The 16,710-nt window shown below is 65.9% G+C and carries 6 protein-coding genes; 1 reads left to right on the top strand and 5 read right to left on the bottom strand.

Features of this window, described 5'->3' with window-relative positions:
• Nucleotides 1-32: 32 nt before the first annotated feature.
• Together EJ357_RS00365 and EJ357_RS00370 are read right to left on the bottom strand one after the other, a co-directional pair.
• Entirely contained in the window at nucleotides 33-7,049 is a 7,017-nt protein-coding gene (locus EJ357_RS00365; protein WP_126387509.1) for a polymorphic toxin-type HINT domain-containing protein, read from the bottom strand.
• A gap of 123 nt (nucleotides 7,050-7,172) precedes the next feature.
• Nucleotides 7,173-11,009 (bottom strand): LamG-like jellyroll fold domain-containing protein, encoded by a 3,837-nt coding sequence (locus EJ357_RS00370; protein ID WP_228472869.1) that lies wholly within the window; start codon nucleotides 11,007-11,009, stop codon nucleotides 7,173-7,175.
• A 735-nt stretch (nucleotides 11,010-11,744) separates the two neighbouring features.
• Between EJ357_RS00370 and EJ357_RS00375 the strand changes: the two genes are divergently transcribed.
• Nucleotides 11,745-12,260 (top strand): hypothetical protein, encoded by a 516-nt coding sequence (locus EJ357_RS00375; protein WP_228472868.1) that lies wholly within the window; start codon nucleotides 11,745-11,747, stop codon nucleotides 12,258-12,260.
• 94 nt (nucleotides 12,261-12,354) lie between these two features.
• Here the strand turns inward: EJ357_RS00375 and EJ357_RS00380 are convergent, their stop codons facing one another.
• From EJ357_RS00380 to EJ357_RS00390, 3 genes are read right to left on the bottom strand one after another with little or no spacing between them, the layout of a single operon-like run.
• Nucleotides 12,355-13,614 (bottom strand): MFS transporter, encoded by a 1,260-nt coding sequence (locus EJ357_RS00380; protein ID WP_126387511.1) that lies wholly within the window; start codon nucleotides 13,612-13,614, stop codon nucleotides 12,355-12,357.
• Complete coding sequence (locus EJ357_RS00385; protein ID WP_228472867.1) at nucleotides 13,611-14,171, bottom strand: flavodoxin family protein; 561 nt, start codon at nucleotides 14,169-14,171, stop codon at nucleotides 13,611-13,613. The genes EJ357_RS00380 and EJ357_RS00385 overlap by 4 nt, the downstream gene beginning before the upstream one ends.
• Before the next feature lie 31 nt (nucleotides 14,172-14,202).
• Entirely contained in the window at nucleotides 14,203-16,434 is a 2,232-nt protein-coding gene (locus EJ357_RS00390) for a YcaO-like family protein (RefSeq protein WP_228473255.1), read from the bottom strand.
• Nucleotides 16,435-16,710 lie beyond the last annotated feature (276 nt).

The following is a 16,710-nucleotide window of genomic DNA, read 5'->3' on the forward strand; positions in this document are numbered from 1 at the left end:
CCTCGTCACGCATCCACAGGTCATGCGGCTCATCAGCAGTCCGGGCAGAGCCAGTGATCGATTTCCACGGTTTCCATCCGGACCTTATCACCCTTCTTGAAACCATATTGCTTCAATTTGCTCGACTGGAGCACTGCGCCAGTAGTCGTGAGTTCAGGGTAGCCGGTCGACTGGTTGGGCGTGAGAGGGCCGGTATTAGTCTTTACCTCGACCGCTACCCACGCACCATCCGGTCGCCTTGCTATGAAGTCAGCGATGAATACATCGCCATTACTGTCAAGGAATCGAACCTCTTTTGTGATGTTCTGATACCCCTCGGCAGCCAGCCGGTCCGCCGTCGCAAATGCCCCTAGGGCTCCGTGGTCAATTCCTGATTCCGGGCACGCTCCAACGCTTCCTGCATTGTGTACGAGTACAGGGTGAGAACCCGCGAGTACGTAGTACGTATGCAGGCCAGCGATGGTCAGGTTGTGTACGCGTGCGCTCTGAGTCCAGCGCTGGATGGCCTTGACCTGAACAAGAGTGCCGGCTGATGTGCGGAGCCACTGGCCGAGCTTCAGGTCGCCAGCGTCGACCCACTGGCCTGCGTTAACGACCCAGAAGGGGTGGTTTTCTGTGGCAGTAAGCGTCTGCTTGTCGTCCGTCTCTTCCTGAACGGTGATCTTTACCAGGTTTTTAAAGCCCTCGCTGAGGAGTTCAGCGGTCACCTTCTGTGGTGAGGTCTCCCCTGTCCAAGGATCCGTCGCCAAGACTTGGTCACCGATCCGCAGATCCTCAATTTCCTTGGTCGAGCCGTCGGCCATGAGTACTTGGGTGCCTGGCAGGAAGCTACTCGGCCTGAGACAGGCCAGCGCTCGGGCGGCCTCCGTGTCGCCCTTCTTGATGAGATTTGCCGCTTTGGCGAGTTTCCCCACAGGCAGAAGCCCAGCCACCGTCCACACGCAGCCGCTGACGCTCCCCTGCGCGCAGCGGATGGCGTCTCGTACGCCGATGAGTTCGAGGAAGTCGCCTGAGGGTCTGATCCAGCCGAGTTGGTGGGCTGCGTTGCACTCGGGGCTTCCCGAGTTCTGGTAGCACAGGTTCTCGGCCCATCGGACGAGGAGCTGGCTGTAGGTCTGGTTCCCGAACGGGTCGTAACCGATGTTGCGGAGGTATTCCTCGGTGGGGATCTCCACGCCGGGAACGAGTTCGGGCTGCTTCGTGCTGCCCTTGTTGTTGCCGCCGTTCGTGCCGCTGGATTGGTTGGTGCCGGCGTAGCCGGGGGCGACTCCTCCGCCTGTCGGGTTGCCGTCCTTGGAGAGGGAGCCGTCGCCGTGGGTGACGACACCGGTTCCGCATTCTTCCGGCGAGCCGGTGTCTCGGCCGCAGGCGAGGCCCAGGCCGGTGGGGTCGGAGTGGGTGACGGGGTTCTGAGCGCCGTAGCTGTAGCCGTTGAGGGTCTGAGGTTTGTCGGTTTCCAGCAAGGGGTCGACGCTGAGGAACTGGCCAAGGGTGGGGTCGTATTCGCGGGCCCCTATGTGGGTGAGCCCGGTTGTGTCGTCGGCGGGTTTGCCGAGGAATGCCTTGTCGTCGGGCCAGGTGGACGGTTCGTTGCCGCGGGGGGCTCCGAAGGGGGTGAGGTAGCGGCGGGTGGCGGGCTGGGCTGTGTTGTCCTTGACGGTCAGGCTCATGGTGCCGTGGTGGTCGCCGGCCTGGAAGGAGAGGCTGGTGGTTCCTGCGTCGGCCGTTCGTACGGCGCCGCCTGCGTAGTAGCGGGTGCCTGAGAGGGCCTTGTTCGCCCCGCTGTTGGAGACGGTGAGTTTCACCTCGGTGCTGCCGAGGTACAGGACCGTCTCGCCGTCGGTTGTGGCGGCTCGGCGGATCAGGAGCTGTCCGTCCGGGCCGTAGAGGTACTGCGTGCTGGTGGCGGGCTTGGTTTCGGCGGCGGGCTCGCTGGCTTGGGCGAGTTTGCCTTCACTGTTCCAGCTCAGCGTCTGGGTTGCCTGCGTGCCGGGCCGACTGGTGGTGTTGCCGGCCTTGTCGTATTTGTACGTTTCGGTGGTCGGGGTGGAGCTTCCCGGGACGGTCGTCTCGGTCTTGGTCAGCGGATGCGGCTGTCCGGTGTCGGTGCCGTAGGTGTAGGTGACGGCGGTGTCTCCGGAAGCGCCGTGCTGCGTTTGGGTCTTGCGCTGGCCGGCGCTGTTGTAGGTGTAGCTGAACCAGTATGGGGCGGCTCCGCCCAGGTTGGAGGTGGTGCGGCCGGTGGTGGAGCAGTCGGCGGTTTTGGGTGTCCAGGCTTCGGTGAGGCGGCGGTGGCCGTCGTAGGCGAAGCATTGGTGGTCGGCCTGGGAGGTTCCTTGCCAGGTGGCGGTGTCGGAGATGGCGGTGATGTTGCCGGCGTCGTCGTGGGTGTACTTCAGGTCCTGCAGCATGTAGCTGTGGGTGTCGGTGGTGACGTCCGACTCCTTGAGACGGCGGGTGCCGTCTTCGTACTGGTTGGCGACGTACACCTTCTTGCCGGCGGAGTCGCTGCCGAGGGTCTGTTGCTCCAGCAGGCCCATGGTGGTGTAGGTGGTGCCGAGCAGGTAACCGGTGACTCCCTTGGCGGTGTTGAGCATGCCGAGGGTGTTGTAGGTGTAGTCGATTTGTTCGTAGGTCTGGGTGCCGGTGGCGGGCAGGCCTGCGACGGCGGGCTCGCGGGTGTACTGGATGGTGCCGTCGACGTTGTAGGCAGTGGCGAAGTCCAGGGTCTGGGGGACTCCTGCGGCGACGAGGGGTTCATCGGCGGCTGCGGGCAGCTGCAGCTGGGTGGACAGGGGCTGGTAGAGGCTGTTGTAGGCGGTGACCTTCTGGGCGTAGGCCTTGCCGGTGGTGCCGCCGACGTAGCGGGTGGCTGAATCCAGGTAGCCCTTACCGTTGGCGACGGTGTCGTAGGTCCAGGCTGCGAGCTTGTTGGCGTCGGTCTTGTCGGTCTGCCACAGGCCTGTCTTGCGGCCGAGGGAGTCGTAGCCGTAGAGCAGCTTCCTGTCCTCGGCGTCGGTGGTGTTGTCCAGCAGGTCAAGGCTGGTGTACGTCGACTTGGTGGTGCCGCTGTCCGGGTCCGTGGCGGTGGTGCGGCGGCCCTTGAGGTCGTAGCCGTAGGACCACTGCTTGGTGTCCGGGCCGGTGACGGTCTTGGTCTGGCCGCCGGGAGCGTAGGTGAAGGCGGTGATGGCCGGTGTACCGGTCGGTGTGGGGTTGGGGTATTCGCGGCTCTCTGTGACCTGTCCGAGCAGGTTGCTCAGCAGGGTGACGGCTTTGCCTCCGGCGGGCGCGGTGGTGGTGGCGGAGTCTCCGGTGTAGCTGGTGGTGGTGGTCCAGCGGGTGGTGCTGTAGGTCTTGGTCACCACTTGGGTCGGGCGTCCGGTGGCGTCGTAGCTGGTGTCGGTGTGCAGCGGAGCGGAGCCGCCCGCGGTGGCGACCAGTTCGCCGGACGGGGCGGTGGCACTTTCCCACAGGTCTGCGTTGGATTCGACTGCCAGGCCGCGGTCGTCGTAGAGGGTCTCGTTGACGATCCGGCCACCGCGCGGAGAGGGAGCCTGGGTCTGGCGCGGCCGCTGGAGCGCGTCGTAGATCTCGTAGCTGGTGTTGTACTGGGTTTTGCCGAGGACTGAGGTGGAGAGCCACGAGGGTTCGGTGTTGGAGATGCTGTAGCCGAACTTGTAGTTGCCGCCCTGGCCCAGGACGTGGGAGCGGTTGGCCAGCCACACCTCGGTCAGTCGGCCGAGGCTGTCATAGCTCTGTTCGGTGATCCTGTTGTTGGGGTCGGTTGTCTTCAGGGGAAGGCCGCGGCTGGCGTCCATGACCGTGACGGTCTTGTGGTCCTTGTCGTTGTAGACGTCCATCTGGGTCAAAGGGCCGGCAGTCGACGGGACGTACGTGGTGCGGGTACGGCTGCCCACGTTGTTCGTGACCAGGGTCGCGCGCCCGAGGGTGTCGTACGTGGTCTCGGTGACCTTCTGCCAGATCGGATTGTCCGAGGCGTCGTAGCCATTGACGCGGCCGATCCAGCGGACTTCGCCCTTGGTCGGCACCTGGTCCGCCGACCATGTGGTCGTGTCGTAGGACGTGGCGGTGTCGCCGATCACGTCGCCGGGACGGGCGTCGTTGGCCGGTAGGTCCAACTGGCTTGTCGCGACGGTGCATTTCTTGGCGACCACCTGCTGGCGGGAGACCAAGGCGGTGAGTCCGGCGGTGGCGTTGCGGGCGTACCAGGTGCGGGTGCACACCTCGTCGCCCGAGGCCTCGGTGGCGGAGTCCTCCACGGTCACGGGCATGCCGTAGTCGTCGTACGTCGTCTGCGTGGTGCGGGTCTTGTCGGTGGCGGTGATGCCGGAGGTCACCCGGGTGCGGGCGTGGCTGGCTTCGGTGCGGACGTAGTAGGACTCGGTGTCGGCGTAGGACTTGTGTTGGGTGGCGGTCTTCTTCGACCAGGGGTCGTTGATCTTTCCGGAGATCTCGTCGGCGCCGTCGTAGGTGACCTGTTCACGGGTGAAGCCGGCGTACTGGTCGAGGTCGTCGATGGGTGCGGCTTTGATCCCGGAGACCTCAACGGTGCGTGTGGAGCCGTCCTTCTGCTTATCGGCGTGCATGCCGCGCAGGTAGACGGTGACGTCCTTGGACTTCGGCCCGGTGTCGTCGCCGACAGTGTGGGTGACCTTTCCGTAGCCGCGCCAGATGGACCAGGTGCGCTCCTTCTGCGGCGTCATGGGGTCGTCGTTGTAGTGCCAGGCGCCGCCACCGGAGTAGTCGTAGTGGTGGTTGACGGCCAGGGTGCCGCCGTAGACGGAGGTGAGGCGGACGTCGGAGACGGGGTACTTCTGGAACCAGTCGAGCTGCGGGACGGAGCCGCCGTTGGGGGACCAGTAGATCGGGTAGCAGCGCTTGGTGTTGTTGTCCTCGGCCGGTTTGGTCATGGCGGCGGTGCACTCGGCCGGCATGTAGTTGATCGTGGTCTGCTGGCCGGTCTCGGAGACGATGGTGGCAAGGCGTGGCTTGCCCAGCGGCAGGATGTTGTCGGCCTTGCCGTCGACACGGTTGGTGAACATCTCGTGGCCGAACTTCAGGGCCGGCAGCTCGATGTCGGTGCCGTAGGTGCCGACGCGCTGGAGTTCGTCCAGCCACAGCGACTGGTCCGAGGAGTCACCGACCTCACCGGGGTCGAGGTAGAGGTGCTTGAGCCGGTAGGAGTCGACCTGGTCGAAGGCGGGGGTGGTGAGCTTGGTGTTCCAGAAGTAGGTGTCGACGCTGGTGAGCCGGTTTCGGGTGAAGAAGGTGGGGCTGGTCTGGCCGGTGCAGGCGTCGCCGGTCTTGCAGATGGCGTCGTAGGGTACGTCGGGCCAGTTGGTGCGGTGCGCCTCATCCAGGGTGTTGCAGCCGGGAGATGCGGCCAGGCAGCGCTCGGCGACGTTGAAGGTGACCTTGTTCGAGGCGGCCGGGGTGCCGGTGAACAGTGCGTCGGCGCGCTGGCCGTAGCGGATCTCCTTCAGGTAGCCGCCGCGGACGTATTCGGTGCCCGGTGTGTCGACGCCGTTCTTGGCGTAGAAGTTCTTCTCCTGGGCGTACCAGTAGGTCATGGCGTTGCCGCGGGTGTCCTCGACCATGTCGAGGTTCCACCGCCATGCCTGGGTCACCGCTCGTCCGCCGAAGGTGGTGGAGTTCCCCCAGCCGGGCTCGCCCTGGTCGTCGCCGAAGACGGGGACGGTCCAGACCGAGTTGGTGCGCTCGCCGGACGGAGCGCCGGGCAGCTTGTGCAGGCCGAAGGTGTACTTGGTGCCCTCGCCGGTGGTGATGCGCCAGTGTTCGCCGTTGCCGTCGCCGTTGCCGAGGGTGGTGTCCAGCAGGAGCTCGACCTTGGAGGCGTCGTCGTTCTTCAGCCGCCACTCGCCGCTGGTGTCGTCCTTGACCAGTTCCGAGGCCTTGCCGTTGAGCACGAGTGAGGCGTTGGTGTACTTCCAGCACAGGTCGTACTTGCCGGTCTCGCCGTCGTCGTCACAGGAGTGGTACTTGCGCTCGACGTAGGAGGAGGTGATGTCGAAGCCTTCTCCGACCATGGAGCTTTGGTTGTTGGTGTTGGCGGTGCGCCCGTCCACGCTGCTGGAGTCGTAGGAGATGGCCAGATCTGGCTCCGGGCCGGCCGCGGGGGCGGGGATGGTGAGCGGGTGGCTCCAGGAGAAGGAGCCGGAGGAGCCGCCGGCCTGCCACGCGGACGATGCCGCAAGCGGGGTGGCCTTGTAGTTGCCCAGTCCGGAGCTGGCCCCTGCGGTGACGGCCAGCAAGGCCATCTGGCGCGGCTGTGTCGTCTGCTCAGCAGCGGGCCGGTCGGGCGTGGGGGTGGTGGCCGGCTTGGGCACGGTGATGTCCCCGGTCACCCGTGCCGTGCGGCGATTGTTGGTGGAGGGCAGTTCCTTTTGGATTCGGCAGGCACGCTTGTGGGGTTTGGTCAGTGCGCAGGCAGGCAGCTGAACCAGGCGGAGCCGACCGGCGAAGTCGGCGCCGCCTACCGCGAACTTGCGGTAGTCCACGGCCAGTCGGGCGGCTCCGGTGGCGTTGCCGGTGACGGTGAGCATCACCCCGTCGACGCCTGCGGCTTTGGCCTTTTTGCGGTCCAGGACCGTAACGGTTACCTCATCGGCTGCCTTGGCGTGCTTTTTCTTGGGGGCTGCGATGGTGACAGGCAGGGAACCTGCCTTGGCACGAGCGGTGCCGGTGGCGGGCACGTCCATGGTGACGGATCCGGGCGTGGGCCACACAGGCTTGGCCGCCTGTTCGTCACGGGCACGCCGTGCCGCGGCCTTGTCGGCGGCTTCCGCCTTCTTCAACGCGGCGGCGCTCTTCTTGTCCGGCTTGGCCTTGAGCGGGCGCAGATCGGCTTCCCGCGGCGCGGGCAGTTTCGGGCGGCCGAGTCCCTTGTCCTTGGCCTCGGCCTGGAACTCGGTGGGCCCCAGCAGGCTCGGCACCATGGCCAGCGCCAATACGGCAGCCGCCCGGCCCATCCAGCGTCGCCGCCCTGCTCGGTGTGCAGCCTTCATGGCCTTGTTCCGCCCATCGTCATCGTCTGACCCGCACCAAGGTGCACGTCTGAATCCGCGTCGTTGCCCTGCTTGCTGAGGTGGGCGGCGTGCCGGTCTCGGCGGCCGCCCATGAGGATCCGGCTAGCCGGTGGTTGTGGCCGGTTCGCCGAGGACCCGCTCGGCGATCTGGCGGCTTTCCATCGCCCCGGCCCAGATCCGCAGTTGCTGTACTGCCCCGGGCAGGTACTCGCCGGGCGCCCCGCTGGTGTGGCTCCGGCCGATGGCGAGTTCACCGGTGCCCTGCTGCGGGTCGGCGAAGTTGGGCTCGGTGGAGTCATCCTGTTGGTCGTCAGCGCCGACGAACAGGTGGAGCTTGCCGAACCGGGTTGCATCGCCGTCCGCGAATGACTCAGCGGCGTTGTACACCCCTGTGACGTGGACGAGTTCGTCCAGCACCGCCACCGCGATGGCCGACACCTGCGTCGCGGAAGCCTTGTTTCCGTTCGCGTCGACCTTGGTGCGCTCAAAGCGCCATAGGCATTCAGGCTTGTTGTCGCGGTCGATGTCGTCGGCCAGCTTGACCAGCTTCAGGGCCCAGGACGCTTCGTTGCCGATCTTCTGGCTCGCGATGGTGACGGTGTAGCCGTCCGCCTTGCCGACCAGTTTGGCCGAGTCCGCCCGGGCCAGGGCGCTGACGGTGAAGGAGCCGGTTTCGTCGACCGCCGGCCCGCTGGTGGAGGCATAGCTGGTGGTGCCGTTCAGCGTGAGCAGCTGCGGGGTCTCTGCGAATTGCGCGCTCCCTGCCAGGGCCATGCCGGTAATGGGGTAACCGGTCGTCTCCGCCAGGGTGGTACCCGTCGATTTGGTGGCGTCCCAGTGCGCCACCAGCTCGGTGGCCGCAGCCTCGTTCTCCTTCAGCTCGCCTTCGGCACGTATCAGGGGTTCGGTCAGTGCCTGCTGCCACACGGCTGTCTCGTCGAGTCGCCCACGGAAGAACTCCCCTCCGACACCAGACTTGACCGAGCGGGCCCACTGCAAGCCTCCGGAGGCTGACCAAGGCTGGTAGGTGGAGGCCGCACTGGCCAGCTTGACCGGCTGGCCCTGGGGCCGGCCGTTGACGAACAGCTGGATGGTGTCGTTGGTCGGGTCGGTGTCCGCAAGGCCGTCATCGCCTTCGGTCTTGAACACGCCGGCCAGATGCGTCCAGACCTTCAGCTGAGGTTCCTCCTCGGCAAGGGAGCGGATGAACACAGGGCTGGTCTTGTCCTGGTCGGTGCGGTTGAACACCCAGGCGTTGTAGGCGGTCGAGTAGTACAGGGCGAACGCGTTCGCATTGGTGCCGGGCTGGGCCATGACCACCCTGTTGGCCGATGCGTCGGTGAGATACGCCCACGTCGAAACGGTGAAGGAGTCGCCGGTGTTGATCGGTGGTGTGGAGGTGGCCGCATAGCCCTGCTGCTTGGCCGGGTCAGTGCTGTCCAGCCACAGCGACCGGTCGGTACCGTCGGTACCGCCGCCGCGGCGCGCCAGCGAGGAAAACCCGGTGCCTTCGGTGTACATGGTGGCGTCGTGCCGCACGGTGCCCTCGGTGGCGGTGTCCCGGGCGAGCTTCTCGAGTGAGCCGGCTGCGTAGTCGTCGAAGTGCCAGCGGCCGATCGCGCCGGTTGCGGCCTGCACCTTGATCTTGACGTGGGCCCATTCGCCCGAGCCGCCGGAATCCCAGCCGCGCACCTGCAGGGTCTGGCGGCCGGCGACCAAGGGAGTGACGGGCTCATCCACACTCGCGCCCGTGGCGAAGTCGGTCTTGGTCATGCCGGGCAGCATCCACTCGTACTTGACGACGTCGCTGTCTGCAGCGTTCTGGGCGAAGTGCAACTTGCCCTGGATGCCTGGACCGCCCTGCGCAGCGCAGTCCTCCGTGACGCACAGGGTGTAGATGCCGCCGTCCACGGCAGTGACCACGGGGGGCTTCGGCCGCTCGAGGTCGACCTTGAAGTAGCACCAGGGCGTGTACGAGGAGAACAGATCCCCGGACTTGCCGTCATAGGTCCAGTGCGACTGCGTACGTGCCTTGACCCGGTACAGCGTCTTGTCAGCTCGCGGGGAGACCTTCGCGGTCTCCACGGTGCCGTCGGGATCCCAGCCGGTGTCGGGCTTGTGGGCACTCCAGCTGCCTACCCAGGTGCCGGAGTGCTGGCGCTCCATCACCCACTCGGCCTGGAGCGATCCCTCGGAGCTTCCGGCGTTGTGCTCGACCTTGGTCTGCACTGCCGCCTGCACGTACGGCTCGGCCCGGGTCACGATGATGGGGTTCGATGAGGAGGTGGCGCACTGCACGTCGTCCGGGTCGCCGCCGGGGTTGCCCGGCCACAGGCCGTAGCGGGTCGGCACCCCGGGCTGGTAAGCGAAGTCCACCTGCAACTCGGCGTTGTCGTCGAAGCGCTTCCAGGCGGTGACATCCGACTCGTCCTTCGCCTTCAGCATCAGCGTCAGATTGTCGATCTTGCCGTCCGCGAAGTTCCGCACCGTGGACTTCAGGTTCTCGTCCGGCTCGTTCGGGTTGTCGTTGAACTCGATCCACGCGTTCGGCTGCTCAGGGGAGCACGCGGTGCCGCGGCCGGCCGAGACGTATTGGTCGCCCATCTGGTCCCAGCTGTTGTCCGCCTTGGGTCCTCCGGGCCCGGGCCAGTTGCTGCCCGAGGAAATGCCGTCGGTGCGCTCCAGGTCCACCCAGGCCGGGTTGCAGTCGAACGACCAGGTCTCATAGGCGCGGAAGGTCGCGTCGAGCACGTACTTGCCGCGCAGGGCGCTCGCGGAGTTGAACTGGAAGTACATCCGGTTCGTGTACCAGGCACCGGTGGTGCAGGTGCCCTGCGAGTTGTAGCCGCACCGGCCGATGCCGTAGCCGGCCCCGTCGAACATCCAGTAGCTGTCGCCGTCGGAGGACAGCACCGCGCGGTATGTGTGCCCGATCCCGACGGCGGGGTCGATGTAGACCGGATAGACCGTCTGGGCACCCTCCAGCACATCGGTGTCCGGCACGACAGCGATGCTGTCGTCTGCGACCTGCACGGGCATGACCGCCGAGGCGTCGCCGTCACCCGGACCGGCGGCCGGGTCTGGCTCCTCTGCCCCGCCCTCACCCGGGGTCTGACTCTCGTCTGCAGCCGTACTCGCGCCCATCATGGGCTGAGCACCCGCGGCTTGAGCCTCGCCTGCGGAGTCCCACATCCGGCCGGGCGGGCCGGTGAATATCTCCACCCCGTCATCGTTCGCCGCGGCCAGGCCGCCGTTGATGGTGGACGTGACCTCCAGGCCCTCGCTGTCGACGCTGAAAAGCACCTTGTCCAACTCCGGGCTGGCCGCGGCCTCCGGTGTCTTGACGACAAGAACTTCGCGATAGGACTCCGCCGTCGCCGTCAGACGCAGATCGACTCCGGGAAGCACCTCACGGTAAGTGGCCGTATCGCCTTCCAGAACCGGCTCGGGCAATGAACGGCCCCAACCCAGGGTGAGCATGTGCCCGTTGCGGTACCCGATCCGGATCATGTCGGAACCGGTGCCCTTGCCGGAGAAGGAAAGGTCCACGACAGCGCTCTTCGGCGCAATGCGGCCATCGGCGCGCTTCGCCAGCGTGACGTCGACCGGCTTCCACGACCCGTCCGACGCCCTCGCATGCTGCGGGGTGGTCGACTGCGTCAGCTTGAAGCTGCCGTCCGGCTGGGCGAAGACCTGGGAATACTCGGTCCGCTCGAACGGCACCTCCACCGGCTCCCCCGATTGGGCAGCGAGGGTGGACGCGGTTTCAGCCTCCGCGGGAATGGCATCCGAAGCCTGCCCAGCGTCCTGTACAGCTGCGGCGTTGGCCGTTACGGCATGAGCCGCAGCGCTGGGTGGCAGCACACCGCCCACGACGGCCACCGCGACCGCTGTCAAGAACGTTTTACCGATGCTGCGGCGCCACATGGACACACTCATCCCATGCCTCCCCCGACTCCACAGCATCCCCACCCCGGAGTCACAAGATGATCAAAGTGGAGGCACCCTATCCAGACGTGTTCTGCATATGTCAAGAACCTGAGCTGCGGCTTCCCGCAGGTAACGACCAGAACGCAGAGACACGACTCGCCCAAAGGCAGCCATGTGCGAGGGGCAGGACAGGCATCGACAGGACTTCGCCGAATCCCGACACAGCTGTAACTCGCTCTACGCGGTGGGGCATTGGCCAAAGGCGTTGTTCGGAGTTGCTGAATCCAGGACAGACCACTAGGCCCGCCCCGAGGCAGTCGTCTATGGGGCGGGAGGCGTGTCGCGTCAGGTCACGCAGAAGGCCGCAGCGGCGCTCAACCCCCGCGCTCTCAGCGCTCGCGCCGATTCTGCGGCACCCCACAAGCATGCGAGGTCCGGCGACTGCCTTATGCTCTCGGCCGGATTGTTCGGGGAGGGGCTGGGATGTTTCGTAGTTCGCGCACGGGCTGTGAGCCCGTCGGGCTTGGTCGGCGAAGAAGCCGTGCAGCAGCCGCGGTGCTAGTCCTTGCCGTGTCCGCAGTGAGCGGGTGCTCGTCGCAGGCTTCCAGTCCGAGCCCCAGTGCCACCCCTGAAGCGCGCTCACTCAGTCAGAGGGAACTGGAAGCCGCGAGACTGACCGAGAGGGAATCGGGACGCTACGGCGTAGGTCTGAGCAGCGAAACACCAACGGACATGAAGGCGGGGGTGACCATCGCCAAGCCGGAGGTCTGCCTGCCCGCGCTCAGGGTGCTCCTACACGGCTGGGCAGAAGGCGCATCCGCCTATACACGGTTGTACCTGAGCGACCCGACGAACACCGTAGGGGTTAGATCGGTGGCGCTGACGAGCTATCCCGCAGGTGGGGCCAAACGGGTGCTCGCAGCGGTTGAGAAGTCGCTTCAGGACTGTCCGTCGGTGGTCTACAAAACCGTGTTGGGAAACTCGTTGCACGCGAAGCTCTCGCTTGGAGAACCGCTGGAGCCAGGTGACGAGTCGCTCAGGGTGAACATGGGCTTCTCCTCGAAGGGGATCGACAACCACACGGCGTACGGACTGGTGCGCATCGGGGATGTCCTCGCCGTGTTCAAATTCAACGAGACGTTTGGCAGCACACTGCCCAAGCAGAAGAAGGCTGCTCTCATGCCGGTGCTGCCGGAGTACCTGGTCGCCCGGCAGGTGAAGAAGGTGGAAGCCGCTCTGCAAGCGGCTTCCACCTCCTGACCGCGGCTTTGCGCCCCTGGCTGCCGCATCGAGGACGGCACCGAGACACAGCCACCCAAAAGTCCCCCGGTGACGTTCTCGTGCCCTGCCGCTTCTATGCCGATACAGCTTCCTTCGGTTGAAGGTTGCGGGTGGCAAGTACCAGCAGGCCCGAGGTTGCCGCGCAGGTGGCCAGCAGCACGAGCCAGGGCAGACGGGCGTTCCAGGCGAAGAGACCTGCCAGCGCGGCGGGCGTGATTACGTGGCTCACGCTCCAGGAGAGCTGATTGACGCTCAGGTATCGGCCGAGGAGGTCAGCGCGTGCCATGTCTGTCACGAGGATCACGCTGGTGGGAGGGTGGATCAGTTCACCGGCGGTGTAGAGCGTCACGGCAGCTGTCATGGCCAGGATGGGTATCAGGCCGCCGATGTCTGGAGTGATCATGAAGGTGGCGAAACCGGCGGCGTAGAGGGCGATCGATGCTTGCAGCATCCGGGAGGGGCTACTCGCTTCGATACGCCGGACGGCGGGGCCTTGGGCCAGCATGAGTAGTCCGCCGTTGACTGCGAAGAGCAGGCCGGGCAACCAGACGGCGTCGGGTGCGAGGCTGTTTGCAGACAGAGGTAGCAGCACGATCAGGGACATGGCGCATACGGCCAGCAGGGCGTTGGAAGCCACGACGAGCAGGAAAGGCCGGTCGGCCAGTACGTTTCGCAGTCCGGCTCGCTTTTCTGCGCTGTCTTCGCCATCTTCCGTTTCTTGGCCGGAGGTTGTCGTGGTTACACGTGCTTCTCGCCATGTGTAGAGGAGCACTGCCACGACCGCGAAGGACAGCGCGTTGAGCAAGACCACTATTCGTGTGCCTTCACTGCCTGTTGCCACGATCACTCCGGACAGGGCCGCGCCGAGGCCTGTGCCGACGGAGCGGACAGTACGTCCGAGGGCGTACCAGCGGGCTCGTTGTTCTCGCCCGCACAGCGCGATGATCATGGCTGAGTTGGCTGGCCAGAATGCGTTGTCGCCCCAGAGCACGACTGCTGAGATGGCGATGATCTGCCAGAACTGGTCGACGCCGAGGTAGGCGAGGAAGGCTGCGGTCCGTAGGAGGCAGGACAGTGCGGCCATCTGGCCGGGGCCGATGCGGTCGATGAGAGTGCCGGTGTGAGGGCCGCCCAGCAGGGCGATGCCGGCGCCGATGGACAGGGCGAGTCCCACCTCGGCGACGTCCATGCCGGCGACGTTGACGAAGTAGAGGACGCTGAGCGGCAGGAACAGACCGGTGCCGAGACTGTCGACTGCGGCGGTGACGACGAGCCGTTTGCGCCGGGCGGTGTCCGGGAATCCCAGGCGGTCTCTCCATAGCGCGGCGTTCACGCCTGGGCTCCTTGTCGCATGCGGGTGGCCAGTTCGGCCACGCGTCGTCCGTGTTCCGTCGCAGTGGCCAGGTCGCTGTCGAGCAGGCCTTCGGGGCCCTGATCGATGTTCGCCTGAGCTGCTGTGCCTAGCCGGTAGCCGAGTCTGTTGGCGTCGTCCGGGCTGCTGGTGGAGGTGTTCCACCCCGCGGGCAGTGACTGCCCGGCCCAGATCATCGAGTGCTGCATGGCAAGAGCGAGCATGTAGTTCAAGGTGTGCAGCTTGCCGCCGGCCATGGCTGCCCCCGTGGTGAACCCGCTGGCCAGGGTGTCAGTCCAGTGGGAGGTCATCTGCCGGCCGGCGGTTTCTTCGGCGAAGGCGACGAAGCTGGCGGTGGGACCTCCGATGTAGGTGGGTGACCCGAAGATCACACCGTTCGAAGCTGCCATCAACTCCCATTGGTGCTCGTTCAGTGACGCAACCCTGATCAGGTGGACCTGCGCGCCTTGTTTCTCCGCTCCGTCAGCGATCGCGCTGGCCATTCGGTGGGTCTTGCCGCCACGCGAGTCATAGACCACGGATATGAGTGTGCTCACTGCTGCTCCGGCTCTACACGTGCGGGAGGGGGAAGTAGTTCAGCTCGTCCTCGGGCGTGGGCTCGCTGTGCCAGCCCAGGGTGACGGCCGCCTGCTGCACGCGGCCTCGTCCAAGCTGTGGGAACGCGGCGGGGAAGTTCGAGGTGAGGCCTGGGACCAGGACTCGGGCCACGTGGAAGCCGCAGGGTGCCACATCGGCGGTGGTGACATCCACGCTGATGACGTCCAGCTCTCTGGCGGCAATCCGCTCGAGGTACAACTCGAAGGAACGCGCTGGCAGTGAGGGCAGGGAGGCCCAGTCGCCCTGAGGCAAATCGGCCGTCCACGGGGCAATGCGTTCCCGGGCTCGCGGGTCGAGGTTCACCTGGCCCTGGCATTGCAGGTCAACAACGTCCCGGAAGTCTGGGCGGTAGCTGTCGAGATAGCGCCGGTCGGCTCTGTGGGGCTTGAGGTTGTGGCCGTTCAGCGCGCCGGCTGCTATCTCAGCCGCGAGCTCTTCCGCGTCCAGTGTGAAGGCGGCGTTGCCCTGCAAGGTGATCGCCTCGGCTAGGGCCTTCTTGGCCGCCGCCAGAGGGGTGTCGCGGGCTGCGAAGCCGATGACCACTGTGTCGTTCACGGTCGAGTCGAGGATGCAGGCCATGACGGGAACGCCGAACTCGTTGTCCAGGTGCACGTACCGGGGCAGGAGCTCATCGGCCCGGTCAGCGATCAGGTCCTGCAGCTCGGGCCGATCCGGCATGGCGGGCAATGCCTTGGCGTTGTGCCACCAGACCATCGACGCGTCACGCTCGATGACCTCTTCCAGGCCCGACATCAGCGCGAAGTCCTTCGAGGGCCCGGCTGCAATGCCTGCCAGGTTCGGATAGGCGTACAGCGGCTCGTCGTGCTTCACTCGTTCGGGGTGCTCGTGCCAGGCCACGTACGCCAGGAACGCCGGCACGTAGATCTCGGCGTTCTTCGTGTGGGACCAGCCTTTGACCCAGGCGCATTCGGATTCGGTGGTGAAGCGTGGGAAGGGGAAGCCGGGGGTCGCGTGCTGGGTCTCGGAGTACAGCACCAGCGAGGCAGGGCTGAGTGCGTTCAGCCCGCGGGCGGTGAGCGAGGCGTAGGAGCCGTGCACCAGCCTTGCGGGGTCCACGTAGTTGCCGCTGTAGCGCTCGATGGCCTCGCCGACCGCCGCCTGTTGTGCCGCTTCGGCGGACTCCCACGACGTGCCGAACGCGGCCGGGTCAGCGGAGAGTTCCATGACGCGTCGTACGCGAGCCACGTCCACCGTGCAGGTGTGCAGCTTGGATGGGTTGCCCTGCCGGGCTCCCCAGGGCTTGACCCGTGTGACGATGCCGGTCTCTCGGCCTACGACGGACTTGGGTGGCGGAGTGTAGTCGGCATCGGCGTAGGGTCGGTGAGGCATGCGAATGATTTCGTGGTGCTGCACGGTGAGGTAGAGAGGGTTCATTTCCAGCTCCGACTCATACAGGTCGGGGCGCATGAGCCCCATGAGCCACCGCTGGAGACGCGTCGCGACTTGTGCCAGCATCCACTGCAGTTCGGATGGCGTAGTGCGCGTCAGGATGGAAGCCTCGTCACGGGCCAGGGCGTCGAAGACGTCCTCCTGGACCGCGGCCGACCGCCGGCGGTCCAGGACGTCGCGCATGTCTACTCCCCGCCCTGGCCAGATTCCTGGGCCGATCAGACCCTGCCCCAGTTCGAACCTGAGCGACAGCCACGGGATGCGCTCGGCTTCGCATGTTTCGTTCAGTGCGAGCAGTTGGGCGTGAGCTGGGGTGTCGAAGAGTGCGAGGAGTACCGGCACCTGGCTTGCTCTGCGGGCGTCGGCGGCCCACTCGGGGAGTTGGGCCGCCGTCACGTTCTCGTACGTGCGGAACTGATTCAGCAGGGGGCCGGCCTCTGACCGCAGTTGTTCTGTTCCAGTGACCGCCAGTCGCACGCGCTCCAGCGGCACCGAGGGTGCTTCCGGATCCGCCATGCGATAGGCCCATCGCTCCAGCACGCCGTTCTGTACCGGGCGTAGGCATCCCGCCTCCTGCAGCACGGCAGCGATCTCGTCGTAGCCTTCCGGGGCGGACTTCAGAGCCTCCTCCAGTGACCGACTACCGTCCAGCAGCTCCAGCCATTCGCGGAGAAGCGGTGCGGGTGTGGAGAGCATGAATTTGGCGCCGTGGGGGGTGACCAGTAAGGACTGGTCTGCCGTCACCTCAAGGACGTCTACCTCGGCTGCGATCACGTCGGTCAAGAAAGTGGCCCTTCCGTGAAACCTAACAGAGTGCGCGGAATGGGGCCGCTTCCAGAGGATGGAAACGACCCCATTCGCTACCGCTGAGAATTCAGCGTGTTCAGCAAGGCCTCAGCTTCAGGCCCAGCGAACCGTGGGCGCCGGGGCCACGTTGTTGTTGGCCGGGGCGCGGGTCGAGAGGTCGTCACGCTCGCCGTAGGTCTTCACCATTTGAGGCTCCTCAAATCGCAAACGTAAGTCGGGATATCCGCCCCGAATGGGAGCGCT

Source organism: Streptomyces cyaneochromogenes, assembly GCF_003963535.1.
GTDB classification, from domain to species: Bacteria; Actinomycetota; Actinomycetes; order Streptomycetales; family Streptomycetaceae; genus Streptomyces; species Streptomyces shaanxiensis.